Annotated in this window: 1 pseudogene; it reads right to left on the bottom strand. The window is 51.6% G+C overall.

The window, feature by feature from the left end:
- Positions 1-306: pseudogene (locus tag M3090_RS15755) on the bottom strand (IS21 family transposase); the annotation flags it as partial.

The raw sequence follows: 306 nt of genomic DNA, 5'->3' as shown, positions 1-306 counted from the left end.
TGTTTCACGGGAAGCGGCCGAAGATAATCCTTCTCTCCCTGAAGGAACATTTCCTTGCGTGACACCTCCCGTCCGGCCATCACCTTTTCATTGAAATCAAGCAGGGAGACACGGATGGCGGTATTGAGTTCCTCCAGGCCGGAGAATGTCATTCCCTCTATGTCAAGGTAAATGGAACGGTAGAGGAGCTTTACGGCATTCTCTACCAAAGCCTTGTCTTTGGGATGACGCACACGGGCGGGATAGACCGCACAGCCGTAATATTCGGCAAAAGCGGCGAAATCATCATTGATGACAGGCTCGTTG

The organism is Bacteroides sp. ET71 (assembly GCF_023336905.1).
In the GTDB taxonomy this organism is placed as follows: domain Bacteria; phylum Bacteroidota; class Bacteroidia; order Bacteroidales; family Bacteroidaceae; genus Bacteroides.
The sequence above is the reverse complement of the archived record's forward strand: the minus strand, read 5'-3'. Positions and strand labels throughout refer to the sequence as shown.